This is a genomic window from Sphingopyxis sp. Geo25, from assembly GCF_949769135.1.
Classification (GTDB): domain Bacteria; phylum Pseudomonadota; class Alphaproteobacteria; order Sphingomonadales; family Sphingomonadaceae; genus Sphingopyxis.
This window is the reverse complement of the sequence record NZ_CATKOZ010000002.1, coordinates 442,506-458,876: the sequence shown is the minus strand read 5'-3', so window position 1 is coordinate 458,876 and position 16,371 is coordinate 442,506. Positions and strand designations below refer to the sequence as shown.

Annotated in this window: 16 protein-coding genes and 1 riboswitch; of the genes, 9 read left to right on the top strand and 7 right to left on the bottom strand. The window is 66.3% G+C overall.

The features are described from left to right. Positions 1-6: 6 nt before the first annotated feature. Complete coding sequence (locus QOL68_RS09400) at positions 7-1,680, bottom strand: alkaline phosphatase family protein (protein ID WP_282949255.1); 1,674 nt, start codon at positions 1,678-1,680, stop codon at positions 7-9. A gap of 180 nt (positions 1,681-1,860) precedes the next feature. Between QOL68_RS09400 and QOL68_RS09395 the strand changes: the two genes are divergently transcribed. From QOL68_RS09395 to QOL68_RS09375, 5 genes are all read left to right on the top strand, one after another. Then, positions 1,861-3,855, top strand: a complete 1,995-nt coding sequence (locus QOL68_RS09395; RefSeq protein WP_282949256.1) for a thioredoxin family protein — start codon at positions 1,861-1,863, stop codon at positions 3,853-3,855. Further along, on the top strand, positions 3,855-4,595 hold the full coding sequence (locus QOL68_RS09390) for a TlyA family RNA methyltransferase (protein ID WP_282948651.1): 741 nt from the start codon (positions 3,855-3,857) through the stop codon (positions 4,593-4,595). The genes QOL68_RS09395 and QOL68_RS09390 overlap by 1 nt, the downstream gene beginning before the upstream one ends. Before the next feature lie 76 nt (positions 4,596-4,671). After that, entirely contained in the window at positions 4,672-5,229 is a 558-nt protein-coding gene (locus QOL68_RS09385) for a TspO/MBR family protein (RefSeq protein ID WP_282948653.1), read from the top strand. A gap of 34 nt (positions 5,230-5,263) precedes the next feature. Further along, positions 5,264-5,593 carry an accessory factor UbiK family protein gene (locus QOL68_RS09380; protein WP_282948655.1) on the top strand — a complete coding sequence of 110 codons (330 nt, stop codon included), beginning with the start codon at positions 5,264-5,266 and terminating at the stop codon, positions 5,591-5,593. Between the two features lie 86 nt (positions 5,594-5,679). Then, positions 5,680-6,186, top strand: a complete 507-nt coding sequence (locus QOL68_RS09375; protein ID WP_282948657.1) for a type III secretion system chaperone family protein — start codon at positions 5,680-5,682, stop codon at positions 6,184-6,186. 4 nt (positions 6,187-6,190) lie between these two features. Here QOL68_RS09375 and QOL68_RS09370 read toward each other — a convergent pair whose 3' ends face one another. From QOL68_RS09370 to QOL68_RS09350, 5 genes are all read right to left on the bottom strand, one after another. Beyond that, positions 6,191-7,144, bottom strand: coding sequence for a right-handed parallel beta-helix repeat-containing protein (locus QOL68_RS09370; protein ID WP_282948659.1), 954 nt, complete (start codon positions 7,142-7,144; stop codon positions 6,191-6,193). Between the two features lie 142 nt (positions 7,145-7,286). Further along, positions 7,287-9,911: a methionine synthase gene (gene metH / locus QOL68_RS09365; RefSeq protein WP_282948661.1), complete on the bottom strand. Its 2,625-nt coding sequence runs from the start codon at positions 9,909-9,911 to the stop codon at positions 7,287-7,289. Positions 9,912-10,052: 141 nt separating this feature from the next. Then, positions 10,053-11,102, bottom strand: a complete 1,050-nt coding sequence (locus tag QOL68_RS09360; protein ID WP_282948663.1) for a homocysteine S-methyltransferase family protein — start codon at positions 11,100-11,102, stop codon at positions 10,053-10,055. After that, a complete protein-coding gene (gene metF / locus QOL68_RS09355; protein ID WP_282948665.1) occupies positions 11,099-12,037 on the bottom strand; it encodes a methylenetetrahydrofolate reductase in 939 nt (312 codons plus the stop codon). Before metF ends, QOL68_RS09360 begins: the two co-directional genes overlap by 4 nt. Beyond that, the gene (locus QOL68_RS09350) at positions 12,034-13,020 is read right to left on the bottom strand and encodes an ArsR/SmtB family transcription factor (RefSeq protein WP_282948667.1); all 987 of its coding nucleotides are present in this window, start codon (positions 13,018-13,020) and stop codon (positions 12,034-12,036) included. Before QOL68_RS09350 ends, metF begins: the two co-directional genes overlap by 4 nt. Before the next feature lie 230 nt (positions 13,021-13,250). On the opposite strand from QOL68_RS09350, the gene QOL68_RS09345 reads away from it, so the two are divergent. The 4 genes from QOL68_RS09345 (at position 13,251) to QOL68_RS09330 (ending at position 15,459) form a co-directional block, all read left to right on the top strand. Next, positions 13,251-13,571, top strand: coding sequence for a hypothetical protein (locus QOL68_RS09345; protein ID WP_058455092.1), 321 nt, complete (start codon positions 13,251-13,253; stop codon positions 13,569-13,571). Positions 13,572-14,045: 474 nt separating this feature from the next. Beyond that, complete coding sequence (locus tag QOL68_RS09340) at positions 14,046-14,375, top strand: hypothetical protein (protein ID WP_058455091.1); 330 nt, start codon at positions 14,046-14,048, stop codon at positions 14,373-14,375. A 73-nt stretch (positions 14,376-14,448) separates the two neighbouring features. Next, positions 14,449-14,649, top strand: coding sequence for a hypothetical protein (locus QOL68_RS09335; protein ID WP_156416518.1), 201 nt, complete (start codon positions 14,449-14,451; stop codon positions 14,647-14,649). A 32-nt stretch (positions 14,650-14,681) separates the two neighbouring features. Continuing rightward, a riboswitch (ZMP/ZTP riboswitch) is annotated at positions 14,682-14,763 on the top strand. A gap of 21 nt (positions 14,764-14,784) precedes the next feature. After that, on the top strand, positions 14,785-15,459 hold the full coding sequence (locus QOL68_RS09330) for a DJ-1/PfpI family protein (protein WP_058455090.1): 675 nt from the start codon (positions 14,785-14,787) through the stop codon (positions 15,457-15,459). Here the strand turns inward: QOL68_RS09330 and QOL68_RS09325 are convergent. Continuing rightward, positions 15,456-16,202, bottom strand: coding sequence for a glutaminyl-peptide cyclotransferase (locus tag QOL68_RS09325; RefSeq protein WP_282948672.1), 747 nt, complete (start codon positions 16,200-16,202; stop codon positions 15,456-15,458). The two genes, QOL68_RS09330 and QOL68_RS09325, sit on opposite strands and share 4 nt — an antisense overlap. Positions 16,203-16,371: the final 169 nt, after the last annotated feature.

Genomic DNA, 16,371 nt, shown 5'->3' with positions numbered 1-16,371 from the left:
CTTTGCTTAGCGGCAACTGCTCTCGGGCCCCGAGAGGAGGTCGAGGCAGCGCCCGTCGATCTTGCCCGCGTCGAGCGGCACGCCGATCACCGACGCGAGCGTCGGCAGGATGTCCACCGTCATCACGGCGTTCGGTTGCTCGAATCCGGTAAGCCCCTTGCGCCAGAAGAGGATCGGTACGCGGCGGTCATAGTCCCAAACCGATCCGTGCGTCGCGACATAGCCCATACCCGATTCGGGGATCGGGGTGACGCGCGGCTTCAGCACGACGAGGAAATCGCCCGAGCGCTGTACATTATACGAGGCGCGCAGCTTGTCCATCAGGGTCCACACGTCGGCCGACCGCTTCGAGATCGGATATTTGGCCAGTTCCTCGCCGGTCACGACCGCCTCGACCTGCGGATGCGCGCGGTAGCGGGCGAGCAGCTCGGTCATCGCTGCCTTGCGCTGCGGCGGGGTTAGCGCCTTCGACAGATACATGTCGCCGAACGGGCCGTCGCTGTAGAGCAGGGGCTGCGGCAGGCCGAGCTTTTCGGCGACCGCCTTGCCCATCGCGTCGGGGTCGAGCGCCTTGTCGACGCGCTCGGCGGCGGGCCAGGCATTCTGGCGGTTGCGTTCGGGCAGGTCGTGCCCGCCATGATCGGCGGTCAAGGCGACGACATAGTCGATCCCCGTCGCGTCGAGCCGCGCGAAGAAATCGCCGAGCTCGCGGTCGAGCGCGAGCATCTGCATGCACATCTCGCTGCCCTCGGTGCCCGTGCTGTGCCCGACATAGTCGGTCGCCGACAGGCCGAGGATCAGGAGGTCGGTCGTATCGCCCTCGCCCAGTTTGCGCGCTGCACGCAGCGCGGCGCCCGCGGCGAGCACCGCGCCATCGGCTTCGGGCGACGCCATGAAGCGGCGGAAGTCGCCGCCGTCGCGCTGGAAGCGGCCGGTTCCGACACTGCCGCCCTTGTCGAGCGGAATCGCGATGTCATGCGACGCGCAGTCCGCCGGCAGCGTCGCCGCCGGGCGCGGCTGCGCGATCGCGGCGGCGATCGCGGTGCCCGCCTGCTGCGCGGTCGGCGACAACGTCGTACCCCGGTAGCCGGTCAGCCCGGTCGGCACGAGCCACATCAGCTCGTCGGCCTTGTGCCCCCCCATCATGATCGCCGCGCGGTCCTTGCCCGCGACCGAGACGACCTGCGCTTTCGGGTTCGCCGCCTTCATCAGGTCGCCGAGCGTCGGCACCAGCAGATGGTTCACCGACGGGGCATATTTTCCGCTGCCGGAGGTCGTGCCGGCGACGGTCTCGTCCTCGGCGCAATAGACCCGCTTGTCGTCGCGCGAGACCGACAGGTCGAAATAATTATTGGCGATGATGCCCGTGTGCGCCGGGTGGTTGCCGGTCAGGATCGTCGAATGGCCGGGGCAGGTTTCAGTCGCGGCGTGCGACTGATAGCCCGCCGGGAAGACGACGCCCGAAGCAAGGCGCGCGAGCCCGCCGGTGAAGTGGCTGCGATATTCGGCGAACAGGTCGGCCGAGAACTGGTCGACCGCGATCACGACGACAAGTTTGGGCGCGGGGGTTGATGCCGTAACCTTCGCCGGGGGCGCACCCGAACTCTGTGCAAGCACCGCGCCCGTCGCGGTGATCGAAAGCAGGGCGGCCAGCGTGATTTTTGCGGCGGTGGCGAGCATTTTCGTCTTCACGGGCAGCTTCTCCGATTGGGGGTCGTCAGCGCGGGCTGTCCTCTCGACGAAAGCCGCCTATATGGCAAGCCCGGAACGAAGGACGGCGGCAGGCGGAGTGTGGAATTGCGGAAAGACGTTTTTGTGACAGGCCTGGGACGCGCGCTGCTGGCATTGCTCGCGCTCGCGATGCTGTCGCTCGCACCTGCGCGCGCCGAACCGCCGCATATCGCGGCAAGGCTCGTCGCCGAATCGCCCGCCCCGCCCCCCGGCGGAAGCACCTCGCTCGCGCTGACGATGACGCCCGAGAAGGGCTGGCACGGCTATTGGACCAATGGCGGCGACGCGGGTTTCGGCCTGTCGGTCGAATGGAACGCGCCCGAAGGGGTGAAGGTGAGCCCGTTTCGCTATCCGGTTCCCGAGCCGCTGATCCTCTTCGGCATGATGAACCATGTCTATGAGCATCCCTATGCGCTGCTCGCGGATGTAAAGGTCGACAAGAGCGTCGCGCCGGGAACCGACCTGACGCTGACCGGCATCGCCAACTGGCTCGCCTGCACCGACAAGGTGTGCGTGCCCGAAAAGGCGGTGATCTCGGTCGCGCTGAAGGCGGGCGACGGCCAGATCGCGCCCGCGACGCGCACGCAATTCGACCCGTGGCGCGCCAGACTGCCGCAACCGCTCGACCGGGGGGGAAAATGGGAGCGCAAGGGCGACCGCGTGCGCTTCGCCATCCCGCTGCCGGTTGGCACCACGCTCGACGCGCCGCACCTGTTTCTCGAAACGCAGAATATCGTCGACTACCCGGCAGCGCAGGGCTTCAGCCGCAACGGCGACTGGATCATCGTCGAGACGGCGGCGAAGGGCGACGCGGCCGGGCGCGCCGAAGGCCTGCTCAAGCTCGGCGACGGCCGCGGGCTCACGGTCCAGTTCGAGCCGGGCGCGGTTCCGGCGAAGGGCGAACCGGTCGCTTCGGCCGCAGGCGCCCCCGACCTGCGCCTGTTCTGGACCGCACTTGGCGGCGCGATCCTCGGCGGACTGATCCTGAACCTGATGCCGTGCGTCTTTCCGATCCTCAGCCTCAAGGCTTTGAGCCTCGCCCGGTCGGGCGGCGACGCGCGCGCGACGAAGGTCGAGGCGCTGGCCTATACCGGCGGCGCCGTGCTGACCGCGCTGCTGCTCGGCGGCGCGCTGCTCGCGCTTCGCGCTGCGGGGGAAGAGGTCGGCTGGGCCTTCCAGCTCCAGCATCCGGTCAGCGTGCTCGCGCTGCTGATCCTCGCAATCGCAATCACCATGAACCTGCTCGGCAGCTATGAGCTCCCTTCGTTCGGCGCTGGGCAGGCGCTCACCGAAAAGAGCGGCGCCGCGGGCGGCTTCTGGACCGGCGCGCTCGCCGCCTTCGCCGCGACGCCGTGCAGTGGCCCGCTGCTCGGCGCCGCGCTTGGCGCAACGCTGGTGCTGCCCGCCGGGGCGGCGCTGCCGATCTTCGGCGGGCTGGGGCTCGGGCTTGCCCTGCCCTTCCTTGCCATCGGCTTCGTGCCGGCGCTCCGCAACCGGCTGCCCAAGCCCGGACCGTGGATGGCGCGCTTCCGCAAATGGATGGCGCTGCCGATGGGGCTGACCGCGCTCGCGCTCGGCTGGCTGCTGTGGCGCCAGGTCGGCGACGGTAACCTGATCGTCTGGCCGCTCGTCGCCGTCGCGATGACGGTCGTGCTGCTCGCCCACTACGGATCGATCCAGCGCGGCCACCGGCGCGCGTGGCTGCTCTATACAGCGGGGCTGCTGTTCGTCGTGAGCCTGGCGGGAACGGTGAGTGATGTGGCGCAGGCCGAACGGCAGGCCGACGGCACGGGATCGACCTTCTCGCCCGGGGCGCTTGCCGAGGCGCGCAAGTCAGGCAAACCGGTGTTCGTCTATTTCACCGCCGACTGGTGCCTGTCGTGCAAGGCGAACGAGGCAGGCGCGATCAACCGCGAGGCGGTGCAGGCGGCGTTCGAGGCAAAGAGCGTCGTGACGCTCGTCGGCGACTGGACGAACGGCGACCCCGTCATCACGCGCACCTTGGCCGAGCACGGCCGCAACAGCGTGCCGCTCTATCTCTGGTATGCACCGGGCGCGGCAGAGCCCGAAATCCTGCCGCAGATCCTGACCCCCGGCCTGCTCATCGACAAGGCCGGCGGCTGATGGCGAAACAGCGCGCCGACCAGCTGCTCGTCGACCGCGGCCTTGCCGAGAGCCGGACGCGCGCGCAGGCGCTCATCCTTGCCGGGCTCGCCTTCGTCGGCGACCGCAAGATCGACAAGGCGGGGCAGCAGATCGCCGAGGAAGCAGAGGTCAGCGTCAAGGGCCGCGACCATCCGTGGGTGTCGCGTGGCGGCATCAAGCTCGACCATGCGTTGACCCATCTCGGCTGGGACGTGACGGGCGCGGTCGCGATCGACGTCGGATCGTCGACGGGCGGCTTCACCGACGTGCTACTGAGCCGCGGCGCGGCGCGGGTTTATGCGGTGGACTCTGGCACCAACCAGCTTGCGTGGAAACTGCGGCAGGACGCGCGTGTGATCGTCCACGAACAGACGAGCGCGCGCATCCTGACAGCCGACCATATTCCCGAGCCCGTCGATCTGATCGTCTGCGATGCCAGCTTCATCGCGCTGTCGAAGGTGCTGCCGGTGCCCATGAGCTTCGCGAAAGACGGCGCACGCCTAGTCGCGCTTATCAAACCGCAGTTCGAGGCGGCGCGGCACGAGGTCGGCAAGAAGGGCGTCGTGCGCGACGCCGCGGTGCACGAACGCGTCTGCGGCGAAGTCCGCGGCTGGCTGACCGGCGAAGGCTGGGATGTGCTCGATCTGGTCGAAAGCCCGATCACCGGTCCCGAAGGCAATGTCGAGTTCCTGATTGCTGCGACCAAGCGAGCCGCTTGACGGCGCAAATTCCAGCCGCGACACCTGTCATCCGCAGAATCGCCGATATGTTCAAAGATTCAGGGACCAGATCCGCATGACCGAGATTGCTACGCCCGGCCAGTTACGCATGTCCTATTGGCGCTGGGCGATGGTCACCGTGCCGTCGATCGTGCTCGTCGGTAGCCTGATGGGACTGTTGTCAAACAGCGGCTACAACAATCGCTGGTTCGCTGCGCTCGATCTGCCGAGCATCGTTCCCCCGGGATGGGTGTTCGGCGTCGCATGGACGATCCTCTATATCTGCATGGGTCTGGCGCTCGCGATGGTGCTCCATGCGCGCGGTGCGAAGGGGCGCGGTTTTGCACTGCTGCTCTTCTTCGTCCAGCTGATCGCCAATTTCGCCTGGTCGCCGCTGTTCTTCGGCGCGCATCAGGTGACGAGCGCGCTCTATCTGATCATCTTCATCCTGATGGTGACGGTCGCGACTTTTTTTGCCTTCTCACCGATCCGCAAGGCGGCGGCATGGCTGCTCGTGCCCTATATCGCCTGGCTCTGTTTCGCGACTTTTCTCAATTTCCAGATCGACCAGCGCAACCCCGACGCCGAAAACAAGGGGGTTGTCGTCCCCGCCGCGACTACCCAGATAGGATGAAGGGCAAGGGGTTCTCCCCCTGGAAGGAAGTGAAATGCAAAGCGAAAACCGGATTTTCGACGATCTGGCCAAGATGATCAACGGCATCGCCGGAACCGTCGCGGGCGCCGGCCGCGAGGCCGAGGCCGCAATGCGCGAGCGCGCGAAGGAATTCGTCGGCCGCATGGACTTCGTCAGCCGCGAGGAATTCGAGGCGGTGAAGGAAATGGCCGCCAAGGCGCGCGCCGAAGCCGAAACGCTGAAGGCGCGGCTCGACAAGCTGGAAGGAGCAGCCAAGCCCGCTGCGGCGCCGAAAGCTGCTGCCGCGCCAAAGCCGGCTGCAAAGCCTGCCGCCAAATCGGCTCCGCGCAAACCCAAGGCCTGACGCCAGCCCATTTATGCACAGGACAGTCCCCGAAGGCGGCGGGACGCGGACTCGCGTCTTCGCCGCTTTCGGTCTAAGGCCCGCGCATGACCGACGATATCTACGACGACGATGACGGCCAGGAAGCGGCGCCGATCGACATGATCGCCTCCTATTTCGCCGCGCACGACTGGCCGCACGAGATGGTCGGCGAGGACGAGATCGTCGCGACCGCGCAGGGCAGCTGGACGACTTACGAACTGCGCGCGGTGTGGCGCGCCGACGATGGCGTGATCCAGCTGCTCGCCTTCCCCGACATCCGTGTCGTCGAAGACAAGCGCACGGTCGCGCACGAGGCGCTGGCGCTGATCAACGAACAGCTGTGGCTCGGTCATTTCGAGCTCTGGTCGAACAGCGGCACGATCCTGTTCCGCCACGGCATGCTGCTCGGCAACGACGCGCAGCTGCCGCTCGACCTTGCCGAAACGCTGATCGAAAGTGCGATCGACGAGTGCGAGCGCTTCTACCCGGTTTTCCAGTTCGTGCTGTGGGGCGGCAAGACCCCCGCGGAGGCGCTCGCCGCGTCGCTGATCGAGACGCGCGGCGAGGCGTAACGCCTCACCTCTTCTCGAAGCGTTTCAGTCCCGGTCCGATCGTGTTGGCGCCGATCGCGAGTGGTTCGCCGCTCCAGTCGGCAACGAATACCGACTGGCGGCCGATTCCCTCGGGGATGCTAGCGCGATTGCCCTCGACGACCAGCCCGCGCGACGGGTTCTTGCGCTCTTCGGCGGCGACCGCGATGATTGCCGAGTAATTTTCCTTGTCGCGACCCTGCACGAACAGATTGTTCGCAATCCGGCCGACCGACCCCGACGGCAGGTCGATCATATAGTTGGTCGCGGTCCCCTGCGTATCGTCGAAGCTGTTGTCGACGATCTCGACATCGGCTGCGCGGGTCTTGAGATAATGGCCGCCGCTGCCCTTTTCGAAGCGGGTATGCGTCACCACCACGCGGCCATAGAGGCCGGTATAGACGCTGTGCGCGCAGCTGAGCCCGCGGTCGCAGCGGCCGAGCCGCGAGAAGGTCGATCGGTCGATCGTCAGAGTCGCTTCGGCGTCGTCGCCGGTGAGGATGCCTTCCTCGCTGTTGCGGAACAGGCTGTTCGCAATGTCGAGATCGCTCTGTTCGAGGCGGATGCCCGCGCCATTGCCGTCGGGGACGCGCAGGTTCTGGAAGACGATGCCGTCGACTTTCGCGCCGCGCCCGCGCAGGACGAGCGCCGCCTTGCCCTCGCAGGTCACGCCGTCGAAGATCGCTCGGCCGGGCTCGACCGCGACGAAGGCGATGCGGCCGGCGGTCTGCACCGCGCAGTCGCGGTGATATCCGGGCGCGATCCGGATCGTCGCTTCGCCGTCGCCGATCGCATCGACCGCATCCTGCAGGCGGTTGAAGCCACGCCCGTCGACGCTGAAGGGCGCGCCGCCGGTCTGGGCGGGGAGCGGCGCCGGCGCGAGCAGCAGCGGCAGGGCGAGTAGCGGCAGCAACGGCCGGCGAAGGAGAGCCATGAACATGCGCGGTCTATAGCGGTTTCCGCTGCGTCCGTCGTGCTCGAAGCTGGTTAATCGCGCGCCTGTCTCGCTATCGGACGGCCCTGCATCGAGATATTAAACCGTCGTCACCCCCGATCAAATCCGGGGTGACGAGCTTTTGATATCAATCCAGATTCGGGCGCAGCCAGCGCGTGGCGGTCTCAAGATCGACCCCGCGCCGCGCGGCATAATCCTCGAGCTGGTCGCTGCCGATCCGCGCGACGCCGAAATACTGGCTTTCGGGGTGGCCGAAATAGAAACCGCTGACCGCCGCCGTCGGCAGCATCGCAAAGCTTTCGGTCAGCACCAGCCCGGCGTTCTCATGGGCCGCGAGCAGGTCGAACAGGATCGGCTTCAAGCTGTGATCTGGGCACGCCGGATAGCCCGGCGCCGGCCGAATGCCGCGATATTCCTCCTTGATCAGCGCCTCGTTGGTGAGCTGTTCGCCCGGCGCATAGCCCCACAGCGTCGTGCGGACATGCTGGTGCAGCCGCTCGGCGAACGCCTCGGCAAAACGGTCGGCGAGCGCCTTCAGCAGGATGTCCGAATAATCGTCCTTGTCGGCGCGGAAGCGCTCCGAATGCGGTTCGATGCCGTGGATGCCGACCGCGAATCCGCCGATCCAGTCGCCCGCGGGGTCGATGAAGTCGGCGAGGCACATATTGGCGCGGTCGCGGCTCTTCTTGATCTGCTGGCGCAGGAAGGGCAGCGTCACATGGCGCTCTTCATCGGCGAGGTGGATCGTCACGCTGTCGCCATCGCGCGCGCACGGCCAGAAGGCGCAGACGCCGCGCGCGGTCAGCCACTTCTCGGCGATCAGCTTGTCGAGCATCGCGTCGGCGTCGGCCTTCAGCGCCTGCGCGGTCTCGCCGACCACCTCGTCGTCGAGGATCGACGGATAGGTGCCGTGGAGTTCCCACGCGCGGAAGAAGGGCGTCCAGTCGATGCATTCGCGCAAATCCTCGAGCGACCAATCGTCGAAGCGGTGCAGGCCGGGTTGCAGCGGCGGCGCGGGCTTGTCGCTGAGATAGGCATCGTAATAGTTGGCGCGCGCTTCCTCGATACTGAGCAGCACGCTCTGTCCCTTGCCCGCGCGCACGTCGCGAATATGCTCATATTCGGACTTGTAGCCATCGACGAAAGCGTCGCGCCCGGTATCACTCACCAGCGAGGTCGCGACCCCGACCGCACGGCTCGCGTCGAGAACGTGGAGCACCGGCCCCTTGTATGCGGGGTCGATCCGCAGCGCCGTATGCACCTTCGACGTCGTCGCGCCGCCGATCAGCAGTGGCAGCGTCATGCCCGCGCGCTGCATCTCCTCCGCCACCGTCACCATCTCGTCGAGCGACGGGGTGATCAAGCCCGAGAGGCCGATCATGTCGGCGTCATTCTCGTTCGCCGCCTCCAGGATCTTGCTCCACGGCACCATCACGCCGAGGTCGACGATCTCGAAGCCGTTACATTGCAGCACGACGCCGACGATATTCTTGCCGATATCGTGGACGTCGCCCTTGACGGTCGCCATCACGACCTTGCCCTTGCCCTTCGCGCCGGGTTCCTTCGAAGCCTCGATGAAGGGCAGCAAATGCGCCACGGCCTTCTTCATCACGCGCGCCGATTTCACCACCTGCGGCAGGAACATCTTGCCCGATCCGAACAGGTCGCCAACGACGTTCATTCCGTCCATCAGCGGGCCCTCGATCACCTCGATCGGACGGTCCATCTGTTGCCGCATCTCCTCGGTATCGTCGACGATATGCGCGTCGATGCCCTTGACCAGCGCATGTTCGAGGCGCTTGCGCACCTCCCAGCCGCGCCATTCCTCGGCCGCCTTTTCCTGCGCGGCATCCTTGCCCTTGTAGCGTTCGGCGAGCGCGATCAGGCGCTCGGTCGGGGTCAGGTCTTCGCCTTCGACCTTGCGATTGAGGATCACATCCTCGCACGCCAGACGCAGTTCGGGGTCGATCGTGTCATAGACGTCGAGCTGGCCTGCGTTGACGATCGCCATGTCGAGTCCTGCAGGGATCGCATAATAGAGGAAGACGCTGTGCATCGCGCGGCGGACGACCTCGTTGCCGCGGAAGCTGAACGACAGGTTCGACAGACCACCCGAAAAATGCGCGTGCGGGCAGCGGATGCGGATTTCCTTCACCGCCTCGATGAAATCGACCGCATAATTGTCATGCTCCTCGATCCCCGTTGCGACAGCGAAGATATTGGGGTCGAAGATAATATCCTCGGGCGGAAAGCCGATGCCGGTGAGCAGCTTGTAGGCGCGCTCGCAAATCTCGATCTTGCGCTCTTTGGTGTCGGCCTGTCCGACCTCGTCGAACGCCATCACGACGACCGCCGCGCCATAAGCCATGCATTTGCGCGCGTGGGCGAGGAAGGGTTCCTCGCCTTCCTTCATGCTGATCGAGTTGACGATCGGCTTGCCGGGCACGCATTTCAGCCCCGCCTCGATCACGTCCCATTTCGAGCTGTCGATCATCACCGGGATACGCGCGATATCGGGTTCGGCGGCGATGAGCTTGAGGAAGGTCGTCATCGCATATTCGGCGTCGAGCAGGCCTTCGTCCATATTGACGTCGAGCACCTGCGCGCCGTTCTCGACCTGCTGGCGCGCGACCTCGACCGCCGCGGTATAGTCGTCGGCGAGGATCAGCTTCTTGAACGCAGCGGAGCCGGTGACGTTGGTGCGCTCGCCGATGTTGACGAAGCTGGAGGAGGCGGAACTATTCTCGGTCATCGGGCTCTTCTTCTTCCTCCCGCTGGTGGGAGGGGGTGATGGGAGTCACGTGCCTCCCATCACGGGAGGGTCTGTCTCAAATCTCGGGCGACGGGGAGCAAACAGGCCCTCCCCTCGCCCCTCCCGCAAGCGGGAGGGGAATTATGCCGCCATCGTGAAGGGCTCGAGCCCCGCCAGCCGCGTACGCACCGCCACCTCGGGAATCTGCCGCGCCGGCAGCCCCTCGATCGCTTTCGCCATCGCGGCGATGTGCGCCGGGGTCGATCCGCAGCAGCCGCCGAGAATGTTGACCTGACCATGTTCGGCCCATTCGCGCACCAGCCCTGCGGTGGTGTCGGGCATTTCGTCATATTCGCCGAGCTCGTTCGGCAAGCCCGCGTTCGGATAGACCATCACCAGCGCATCGGCGAGTTCGGACAGCACCTTCACATGCGGGCGAAGCTGCGCCGCGCCGAACGAGCAGTTGAGCCCGATCGTCAGCGGCTTTGCATGGCGCACCGCGTACCAGAAGGCTTCGACCGTATGCCCCGACAGGTTGCGGCCGCTCAGGTCGGTCAGCGTCATCGAGATCATCAGCGGCAGCTCGCGCCCGACCTTCGCCTCGGCCTCGAGCGTCGCGGCGATCCCCGCCTTGGCGTTGAGCGTATCGAAGATCGTCTCGATCAGGATGAAGTCGGCGCCGCCCTGGGCCAGTGCAACGACCTGTTCGAGGTAGACGTCCTTGAGCTCGTCGAAATCGATCTCACGAAAGCCGGGGTTGTTGACGTCGGGCGACAGCGACAGCGTCTTGTTCGTGGGCCCGACCGCGCCCGCGACGAAGCGACGACGCCCGTCGATCGCCTCATATTTCACCGCGGTCTCACGACCCAGCCGCGCACTTTCGATATTGATGTCGGCGACGAGCGCCTCGGCGCCATAATCGGCCTGGCTGATCCGGTTCGCGCTGAAGGTGTTGGTCGAGACGATGTCCGACCCGGCCGCCAGATAGGATTCGCCGATCGCGGTCACGACATCGGGGCGCGTCAGCGCGAGGATGTCGTTATTGCCCTTCTGATCGTGCGACAGGCCAAGGCTGCCAGCATAGCAGGCCTCGGTCAGCTTCCTGAGCTGGATCTGCGTACCCCAACCGCCGTCGGTGAGCAGGATGCGCTCCTTCGCCGCCGCCTGCAGCGCTTCGCGTGCTGATGTCATGCCGCCTGATCCTTTGCGTTCGCGACCGGCCGCAATCCCAGCAGATGGCAGATCGCATAGCTGAGTTCGGCGCGGTTCAAGGTATAGAAGTGGAAATCGCGCACCCCGCCGGCATAAAGGCGGCGGCACATTTCGGCGGCGATTGTCGCCGCGACGAGCTGGCGCGCGGCGGGATGATCGTCGAGCCCGTCGAACAGCGACACCATCCACGCCGGGATCGCGGTGCCGCACATATCGGCCATGCGCCGCGTCTGCGAGACGTTCGACACCGGCAGAATGCCCGGAATGATCGGCGCGTCGATGCCCGCCGCCGCCGCCGCATCGCGGAAGCGCAGGAAGGCCTCGGGAGAGAAAAAGAACTGCGTGATCGCTCGCGTCGCGCCCGCGTCGAGCTTACGCTTGAGATTGTCGAGGTCGGCCTCGGCGCACGACGCATCGGGATGCACCTCGGGATACGCCGCGACCGAAATGTCGAACGGCGCCACGGCCTTCAGTCCCGCGACCAGTTCGATCGCATTGGCATAGCCATCCGGGTGCGCGCGATAGGGCTCGCCGCCGGGCACATCACCGCGCAGCGCGACGATATGGCGCACGCCCGCCTCCCAATAGGCCCGCGCGACCTCGTCGATCTCCGCGCGCGAGGCTTCGACGCAGGTCAGATGCGCCGCGGGCGGGACCGCGCTTTCGGCTGCGATGCGCGCGACGGTGGCGTGCGTGCGCTCGCGCGTCGATCCGCCGGCGCCATAGGTCACCGAGACGAAGCTGGGCGCCAGCGGTTCGAGGGTGCGGAACGCATCCCACAGCTGCGCCTCCATTTTCTCGGTCTTCGGCGGGAAGAACTCGAAACTGACGCCGATGTCGCCATCCAGATTGGCGAACAGTGGCGAGGCCGCCGCGCGGCGCGCCTCCGCCAGCGAGTTGAGGTTCGAGGTCATGCGGCCAGCCTTTTATTTTGCCCGCCCTCGGCGACGGGAGGTTGATCTTCGTCGCTGCGCCGGCGGCCCAGCCACAGCTTCACGGCCAGGTCGCCGCCTTCCAGCGTCTGGGTGGTTTCGAGCAGCAGCCCCGCCGAGGCGAACCAGCCGCGGATCTGCGCATCCGAAAAGCCGAGGCGCGCGTGCGCGCCGAGCGTGCGCAGTTCCTCATCCTCGTGCGGGGCGAAATCGACGATCAGCAGGTGGCCGCCGCCGCGCAGCACGCGCGCCGCCTCGGCGATCACGCGGTCGGGTTCGTGCGCGAAATGGAGCGCCTGATGGATGACGATGCTGTCGGTGCTCGCGTCGGCAAGCGGCAGGTGCAGGAAATCGCCCTGAACCAGGTCGATCGGCAGTGGCTGGCCCGACAGTTTCGTGCGCGCGATGCGGAGCATTTCGGGGCTGCGATCGAGCGCGGTGATCCGGCGCGCGGTGGGCGCGAAAATCTCCGCCATCCGGCCCGTTCCCGTACCGATGTCGAGGAGATGACCGAGCCGGCGATTGTGCATCATTGCGAGCATCGCGGCCTCGACCTCGCTCTCGGCGACATGGCGCGACCGGATCGCATCCCATTCGGCGGCATGTTCGGCAAAATAGCGCTCGGCGGCCGCCGAGCGCTCGTCGCGCACCGCAGCCAGCCGGCGCGCATCGTGCGCGATCACCAGCGCCTCGCGCGCCGAAAAGGGCCAGCCGCCCGCCTGCGCGATGATATCGGCGACGGGCCCCTTTTCGACGACCCGCAGGAACACCCAGCTCCCCTCGCGCCGCCGCTCGACAATCCCTGCCTCGGCGAGGATGCGGACGTGGCGCGAAACGCGCGGCTGGCTCTGGTCGAGCACCGCGGCCAGCTCGCCGATCGCCAGTTCCATCTCGCGCAGCAGCGCGACGACCCGCAGGCGCGTGGGGTCCGCAAGGGCGCGAAAAATGTCGAGCAGCTCGGTCATATATTCACATATAAAGCTTTCTTTATATCCGGTCAACCAGTCCGCAAGCCGCGATTTCCGCCGCTAGCGAATCGGCAGGCCCGAAATTACGACAAATGGCGGGCATCCTTGCAAAAAGGTCATTGCACGCCATTTGGCGAGGCGGTAATTCTGCCCGCGATTGGCAAGTTCACGGGATCGATTGGTTCCCATGCCGGTCGATCCGTTCAAACCGAGAGGGGTATTCCCATATGAAGAAATCGATCACTCTGTCGCTCGTTCTGGCCGCCACGATGGGCCTCGCCGCTTGCGGTGAAAAGGCTGCCGATGACGCCGCCACCACCGAAACCCCGGCGACCGAAACCGTCGAAGGCGCTGCCGACGGCGCGATGCAGGCTGCCGAAGGCGCTGCCGACGCAGCTGCGACCGCTGGCGACGCCGCCAAGGAAGCGACCGATGCCGCTGCCGCTGGCGACGCTGCCAAGGCTGCCGACAAGGCGACCGAAGCCGCCGACGCTGCGAAGGAAGCGACCGACGCCGCCAAGGGCGCGATGGAAGAAGCCAAGAAGTAAGCTTCTTTCCGGCCCTTGCGGCCGAAAGGATCGAGGGGTCGTCGGCACGCGCTGGCGGCCCCTTTCCTTTTGGCGACCATGTCGATTGCAAATTCGGCCGAGGATGACGGCTATGGGGGTGGTTTCCAGCCTTTCAATTCTCGTCATGCTGAAGTTGTTTCAGCATCCATGGCCGGGCCTTGCATCCGGCGCCGCGCCGAAGGAAACGGCAGACCATGGACCCTGAAACAAGTTCAGGGTGACGATGCAGGATAGGTCACCTTCAGTCGAAACCGGTCATCGAAGCCGGATCGGTCGCAAATGGCAGCTAACCGCCCGATACCGGACGGTCCGTCATGCGTTTGCAAATAGCGAATCGCCCTCCTTTTCGCGCCTTTCTGCTCGGCGGATGCTCGCCGGTTGCCAAGCCGCGCATCGCCGTTTAATCTCGGCATGATGGCTTTTCGGCCATTATATTGGATAGAGGGAGACCCCATGCGCAAGATCATCATCGCCTCGATGGCCGCGGCCGCTTTCAGCCTCGCCGCCTGCTCGGAAAAGGCGCAGGAAGAAACGTCGGAAGCCGCGGGCGCAGTTGCCGACGATGCCGCCGCCGCCGGTGATGCCGCGGCCGATGCCGCCACCGACGCTGCCGACGCGACTGCCGATGCCGCCAAGGATGCCGGCGCCGCTGTCGAAGGCGCCGCCGACAAGGCCGGCAATGCCGTCGAAGGCACCGTGAACGCAGCAGGCGACGCCGCCGCGGCCGCGGGCGACAAGATTGCCGACGAAACCAAGAAGGCCGAAGCCAACGACAAGAAGTAAGTCGCAGGCTGGCCTTCTGGCTGATATCGAGGGGCTCCATCCTGCCGGATGGGGCCCCTTTTTGCTGGAGTGGATGATGCGATATTTCCTGCCCGCCGCGGCCCTTGCGATGCTGGCGGCGGGATGCAGCCGCACCGAGAATGAGCCCGGCCCCGGCGGCGTGACCGTCAGCGAGGCCAAGGCGCTCGACGATGCCGCCGAAATGCTGGAAAGCCGCGACGCCGCCGCGCCGGCAGCCGACGAGGCCGCCACCAGGGAAGAAACGGCAAAATAGTCTTCCCCTCGAAGCGCGGCGGGATTAGGATGACGCTGTCCCGCGACTGGCGCAAGAAGGTGGAGTTCCATCGGGAAGCGGGGCCGATGTAAGCCGCGCGCCTGGGTGATCCACTGCCGAAGAGGGACCATCCGCATGACCGAAACCCCGATCACCATCGTCTTCCTGCTCTTTCCGGGCATCACGCAGCTCGACTTCACCGCGCCGGCGCAGGCACTCTGCCGGATGCCCGGCGCGACCCTGGTCGGCGCGGCCCAAAGCCTCGATCCGATCGCGACCGACAGCGGCTTTGCGATCCTGCCAACGCATGATTTCGCCAGCGCGCCGCAAGCCGACATCCTGTGCGTTCCCGGCGGGCACGGCGTCGTCGACGCGCTCGGCGACGCGGCGACGATCGACTTCATCGCACGGCAGGCGGCAGGCGCCGCATGGGTCACGAGCGTCTGCACCGGCGCCTTCCTGCTCGGCCGCGCTGGGCTGCTCAAGGGCAAGCGCGCAACGACCCATTGGGGCTACACGCATTTGCTGCCGCTTGTCGGCGCGGCCCACCAGGCGGAACGGATCGTCGAGGACGGCCCCGTCGTCACCAGCGGCGGCGTGACCTCGGGACTCGACTTCGCGCTGAGCTTGATCGCCCGGATCAAGGGCGATGCGGTGGCGCAGGCAATCCAGCTCGCGATCGAATATGACCCCGCCCCGCCCTTCGCCGGCGGCCATCCCGACCGGACGCCGGCGGTAATCACCGAGGGGCTGAAGGCCCGCGTCTACGATGCTGCGGCGGCGCGGATGGAGGCGGCGCTGAGAGCCTAACCGCAGTCGGCGAGCGCGATCTCGTAAAGCTTCGGCCAATATTTGCCGGTGACGAACAGCCGCTTCTTCTTCGCGTCCCACGCGATGCCGTTGAGCACGCTGTCGCCGCCCGTCGCACCCGCATCCTGCCTGAGCCCGGTCAGATCGATGTAGGATCCGATGTCACCGCTCGCGGGATCGATGCGCACGATCAGGTCGGTCATCCAGACGTTCGCCCAGACCTGACCGTCGATCGTTTCGAGCTCGTTGAGCATCGCCAGCGGACGGCCACCGAAGCGGACGGTGACGCGCTTCTGTTCCGTCATCGTCGCGGGATCGAAAAACTTGAGCTGCGACGATCCGTCGCTGAGGACGAGGCTGTCCCCGACCATCGTCACGCCCCACCCCTCGCCGTCATATTTGAAGGTCCCGAGCGGCTTCAGATCCTTGATCGCCCAGCGATGCCCCACACCATTCTGCCAGGTTACGCCGACGATCTGGTCGCCCCAGCGGGTGATGCCCTCACCGAACTGGTCCGACGGCAGCTTCGTCTGGATCAGCGCGCGACCGGTCTTGAGGTCGAGCCGCGCGACGCGCGACTGGCCATATTGACCGGTGGCTTCGTAGAGATGCCCCTCGTCCCAGAAGAGGCCCTGGGTGAAGCTGGTCGCGTCGTGCGGATAGCTCTGGACGATACGATAGCCGCAGCGTTCGATCGGGGCGGGATCGCCGGCAGCAGCGGCAAGGGTGAGGAAGAAGAGCATGGTGCCTAGCTATGTCCGGCAAGGTGAACTGGCAATGTCCCGGCCATCCTATTTCGCCTTCCCACCTCGGGGTCGGACATAGGTGATCCCCGGCGAAAGCCGGGGCCCATGTGACGCGGCGGCCAGCGATCTGGGCCCCGGCTTTCGCCGGGGATCACGATATAACAAA

Excerpts from the sequence above, each read along its gene's own strand:
- QOL68_RS09330 (WP_058455090.1), top strand. The coding sequence starts at position 14,785 with ATGACCGAAACCCCGATCACCATCGTCTTCCTGCTCTTTCCGGGCATC.
- QOL68_RS09335 (WP_156416518.1), top strand. The coding sequence starts at position 14,449 with ATGATGCGATATTTCCTGCCCGCCGCGGCCCTTGCGATGCTGGCGGCG.
- metH (WP_282948661.1), bottom strand. The coding sequence starts at position 9,911 with ATGACCGAGAATAGTTCCGCCTCCTCCAGCTTCGTCAACATCGGCGAG.
- QOL68_RS09340 (WP_058455091.1), top strand. The coding sequence starts at position 14,046 with ATGCGCAAGATCATCATCGCCTCGATGGCCGCGGCCGCTTTCAGCCTC.
- QOL68_RS09360 (WP_282948663.1), bottom strand. The coding sequence starts at position 11,102 with ATGACATCAGCACGCGAAGCGCTGCAGGCGGCGGCGAAGGAGCGCATC.
- QOL68_RS09375 (WP_282948657.1), top strand. The coding sequence starts at position 5,680 with ATGACCGACGATATCTACGACGACGATGACGGCCAGGAAGCGGCGCCG.
- QOL68_RS09345 (WP_058455092.1), top strand. The coding sequence starts at position 13,251 with ATGAAGAAATCGATCACTCTGTCGCTCGTTCTGGCCGCCACGATGGGC.
- QOL68_RS09325 (WP_282948672.1), bottom strand. The coding sequence starts at position 16,202 with ATGCTCTTCTTCCTCACCCTTGCCGCTGCTGCCGGCGATCCCGCCCCG.
- QOL68_RS09370 (WP_282948659.1), bottom strand. The coding sequence starts at position 7,144 with ATGTTCATGGCTCTCCTTCGCCGGCCGTTGCTGCCGCTACTCGCCCTG.
- QOL68_RS09395 (WP_282949256.1), top strand. The coding sequence starts at position 1,861 with ATGCTGTCGCTCGCACCTGCGCGCGCCGAACCGCCGCATATCGCGGCA.
- QOL68_RS09380 (WP_282948655.1), top strand. The coding sequence starts at position 5,264 with ATGCAAAGCGAAAACCGGATTTTCGACGATCTGGCCAAGATGATCAAC.
- QOL68_RS09400 (WP_282949255.1), bottom strand. The coding sequence starts at position 1,680 with ATGCTCGCCACCGCCGCAAAAATCACGCTGGCCGCCCTGCTTTCGATC.
- QOL68_RS09390 (WP_282948651.1), top strand. The coding sequence starts at position 3,855 with ATGGCGAAACAGCGCGCCGACCAGCTGCTCGTCGACCGCGGCCTTGCC.
- metF (WP_282948665.1), bottom strand. The coding sequence starts at position 12,037 with ATGACCTCGAACCTCAACTCGCTGGCGGAGGCGCGCCGCGCGGCGGCC.
- QOL68_RS09350 (WP_282948667.1), bottom strand. The coding sequence starts at position 13,020 with ATGACCGAGCTGCTCGACATTTTTCGCGCCCTTGCGGACCCCACGCGC.
- QOL68_RS09385 (WP_282948653.1), top strand. The coding sequence starts at position 4,672 with ATGACCGAGATTGCTACGCCCGGCCAGTTACGCATGTCCTATTGGCGC.